This window comes from Arthrobacter sp. Hiyo1, assembly GCF_001263615.2.
In the GTDB taxonomy this organism is placed as follows: domain Bacteria; phylum Actinomycetota; class Actinomycetes; order Actinomycetales; family Micrococcaceae; genus Arthrobacter.
In genome coordinates this window covers 208,001-211,435 of record NZ_DF952476.1, presented here as the reverse complement: position 1 = coordinate 211,435, position 3,435 = coordinate 208,001, and the positions used below count along the sequence as shown (strand labels likewise).

The window sequence follows — 3,435 nt, the reverse complement described above, 5'->3', positions numbered from 1 at the left end:
AGCGGCCTCAAGGTCGCGTCGGCGAACACGATGTTCGCGCTCTTGCCCCCCAACTCGAGCGTCACGCGCTTCACCTGGTCGGCACAACCGGCCATGATCTGCTTGCCAACCCCGGTGGACCCGGTGAAGACGACCTTTCGCACCGCAGGGTGGGTGACGAAGCGCGCCCCCACAACGGAGCCCTTCCCGGGGATGATAGTCAGCACGCCATCGGGCAGGCCGGCCTCGCGCGCCAGCTCCCCGAGTCTCATCGCGGTCAGCGGCGTAAGTTCCGCGGGTTTGAGTACACCGTGTTGCCCGCCGCGAGCGCCGGAGCGAAGCCCCACGCCGCGATCGGCATCGGAAAGTTCCACGGCACAATAATGCCGACAACGCCCAATGGCTCGTGGAACGTCACATCGAGGCCTCCGGCAACGGGGATCTGCCGCCCGAAGTGCCGCTCAGGAGCCGCCGAGTAGTAGCTGATGACGTCGCGCGCATTGCCCGCTTCCCAGCGGGCGTTGCCGATCGTATGCCCCGCGTTGCGGACTTCCAGTTGCGCGAGGTTCTCCAGATCGGCGTCGACGGCGGCCGCGAACCGGCGCAGGAGCAGTGCCCGGTCCGACGGCGACACGTTCCGCCAGGTCTCGAAGGCAGCGGCCGCGCGGGCAATCAGCGCGTCCGTTTCGGCGAGGGATGCCAGCTCAACGGTTTGAAGGAACTCTTCTGTGGCCGGATTGATGATGTCAAAAATTGTGGCACTCACGCCCAGCTCTTTTCTGTCGCTGTGAATTCCGTCGATGGGTTGAGGCGCTCAGCGTAGAGTTCCCCGTCCCGGTACCTTCTGGCAGCCTCAATGAATCCTTCGAAGAGCCGCACGTCGGAACGATTTTGTTCAGGATGAAACTGAACGCCCAACGCCCAACTTCCTTGGGTCGATTCGACGGCCTCGACCGTCCCGTCCGCCGCACGCGCGGTGACGCAAAGGCCTTCGGCAACCCGGTCAAGAATCTGGTGGTGATAGACCGGCGCCGATGCCTTTTCACCTAGTAGTTGCGCGCTGATGCTGCCCGGCCGAGTATCGAACTCAACCTCCCCGTAGACTCCGGGAGCAGGTTGGTAGTTCGCCTCGGGCAGCACGTCCGGCACGTGCTGGATGAGGTTTCCGCCCAGGGCCACGTTGAGGATTTGCGCGCCGCGGCAGATCGCGAAGAGCGGAATGCCCTTCTCCAAGGCCGCCAGCGTCAACGAGATATCGTGCTCGTCCCGCTCGGGCTGGCTGCGTGTGCTCGGGTGGGGCTCGGCGTCGTAATTTCCGGGGTCGACGTCGGCGCCTCCCACCACAACGAGGCCATCCACGAGGTCAAGGACGGAAGTATCGGTGCCGATGGGCGGCAGCAGGAGAGGGGTGCCGCCTGCCGCCACCACGGCTTCCAAATACGTTGCCGGCAGTACCGCTGCCCGCGCGTCCCAAATCCCCCATTTCGCGTTTTGAAGATAAGTGGTCAACGCGATGCGAGGAGGCCGGCTTGAACCTGGAGCCTGTGTCTGATTCTGAGTCATCGCCTACAGCCTTTCGAAGCCGCGGCGGAGCTCCCAGTCCGTGATGACGGACTCAAAAGCTGCCAGTTCGACGTCGGCGTAGTTCACGTAGTGCCGCACCACTTCCTCGCCGAAGACTTCCTTGGCGATCACGGAGTTGGCGAACAGATCCCGCGCTTCCCGCATCGTCGTCGGCACGGTGGGAGCACCCGAGGTGTAGGCGTTGCCAAGGGTTGCGGGCTCGAGTTCGAGCTCGTTTTCGATTCCGTAGAGCCCGCCGGCAAGCATGGCCGACAGTGCCAAGTACGGGTTCACGTCGCCACCGGGCAGCCGGTTCTCCAGGCGCGCGCTTTGACCATGGCCCACGAGGCGCACCGAGCAGGTGCGGTTGTCGAGGCCCCAGGCCACCGCCGTCGGAGCGAACGAGCCTTTGACGAACCGCTTGTAGGAGTTGATGTTGGGAGCGTAGAAGAGCGTGAATTCCCGCATCGTGGCAAGCACTCCGGCGATGAAGTGATCGTAGGTTTTGGTGCGGGCTCCGGTGGCCTTGTCCCAGAAGACCAGCTCGTCGTCGAGTCCGCGAAGGGACAGGTGGATGTGGCAGGAATTGCCCTCGCGCTCGTTGGGCTTGGCCATGAAGGTAATGGATTGGCCCATGTCATGGGCGATGTCCTTGGCCGCGGTCTTGTAGACGGAATGGTTGTCCGCCGTTGTGACCGCTTCGTCGTACTTGAACGCGATCTCGTGTTGGCCGAAGTTGCATTCACCTTTCGCGGATTCCACGGTCATGCCCGCTGCGTACATCTCGTTCCGGATCCGGCGAAGCAGGGGTTCCACGCGACCCGATCCCAGGAGCGAGTAGTCCACGTTGTATTGATTGGCAGGAGTGAGGTGCTTGTAGTCCAGGTCCCATGCCTGCTCGTAGGAGTCGTTGTAGACCACAAACTCAAGCTCGGTTCCGGCAAGTGCCTTCCAACCGCGCTCGGCCGCCTTGGCCGTCTGGCGCTTGAGCATGGCGCGGGGCGAAACAGAGACCGGAGTGCCGTCGGTCATCGACAGATCGCACTGGATCAGCGCACTCCCCTCGCGGTAGGGAAGGACACGGATGGTGTCCAAATCCATGTCGAAGACCATGTCTCCATAGCCCTTTTCCCACGAGGAAATGTCATAGCCGTCGACAGTGTTCATTTCGGTGTCAACGGCGAGGAGGTAGTTGCAGCCTTCCGTGCCGTGCTCCAGGACGGAATCAAGGAAGAATTGCGCGTGAAGGAGCTTGCCCTGAAGCCTGCCCTGCATGTCGGTGAAGCCGAGAATCACGGTGTCTATGGCGCCGTCGCCAATCCGCGCCTTGAGTTGCTCAACGGTGAGCATGCGGTCATTGCGAGGGTGAACGGTAGTTTTCACGGTGTTCGAAATGTCGTTCATAGTGCTGCTCATTTCAGTAGTCCCTTGAGTAGTGCGGCAGTGGACTCGCAGTGCAATTCCATGACGCTTCGGGCCGCTGCAGGCTCGCCGTCGAGGATGGCCTGCACTATCAATCGATGCTCTTGGTTTGAATGTTCGATGTTCCGCTGCAGAAAGGGGATTTCCGCGAGGAACTCGTGGATCTTTGTCTGGATGGTGGTGCTGGCTTTATTGAGTTCGGACGACCCCGCAACAGCGGAGAAAGCCAGGTGGAGGCGGGCGTCGGCTTGCCTGTATTCCACCGGGGAACCCGCGTTTTCAACCTCGGCCAAGGAATCAATCAGGAGCTGACGCTGATCCTCGCTGAGCCGCATCGAGGCCGCCCGCTGGCAAGCCCCGGGTTCAATCACGGAACGGAAGATGAGGATGTCGCTGATTTCCCCCTGCCTGTCCTTGTTGTCGAGGCGCTCCGGCGGCCGGGCGTTGCCGACCGGTTCCACGATGGTTCCG

General features: G+C 62.2%; 3 protein-coding genes and 1 pseudogene. All 4 read right to left on the bottom strand.

Annotation, left to right across the window (positions count from 1 at the left end; translation table 11 throughout):
- A pseudogene (locus AHiyo1_RS21440) lies at positions 1-745 on the bottom strand (aldehyde dehydrogenase family protein); the annotation flags it as partial.
- Positions 742-1,542, bottom strand: a complete 801-nt coding sequence (locus AHiyo1_RS21435) for a gamma-glutamyl-gamma-aminobutyrate hydrolase family protein (protein WP_059389935.1) — start codon at positions 1,540-1,542, stop codon at positions 742-744. The gene AHiyo1_RS21435 and the pseudogene AHiyo1_RS21440, both read right to left, overlap by 4 nt.
- A 3-nt stretch (positions 1,543-1,545) precedes the next feature.
- Positions 1,546-2,958, bottom strand: a complete 1,413-nt coding sequence (locus tag AHiyo1_RS21430; RefSeq protein WP_275937091.1) for a glutamine synthetase family protein — start codon at positions 2,956-2,958, stop codon at positions 1,546-1,548.
- On the bottom strand, positions 2,955-3,435 hold a 481-nt coding region (locus AHiyo1_RS21425; RefSeq protein WP_113990735.1), incomplete at its 5' end, for a FadR/GntR family transcriptional regulator. The genes AHiyo1_RS21430 and AHiyo1_RS21425, both read right to left, overlap by 4 nt.

Excerpts from the sequence above, each read along its gene's own strand:
- AHiyo1_RS21430 (WP_275937091.1), bottom strand. The coding sequence starts at position 2,958 with ATGAGCAGCACTATGAACGACATTTCGAACACCGTGAAAACTACCGTT.
- AHiyo1_RS21435 (WP_059389935.1), bottom strand. The coding sequence starts at position 1,542 with ATGACTCAGAATCAGACACAGGCTCCAGGTTCAAGCCGGCCTCCTCGC.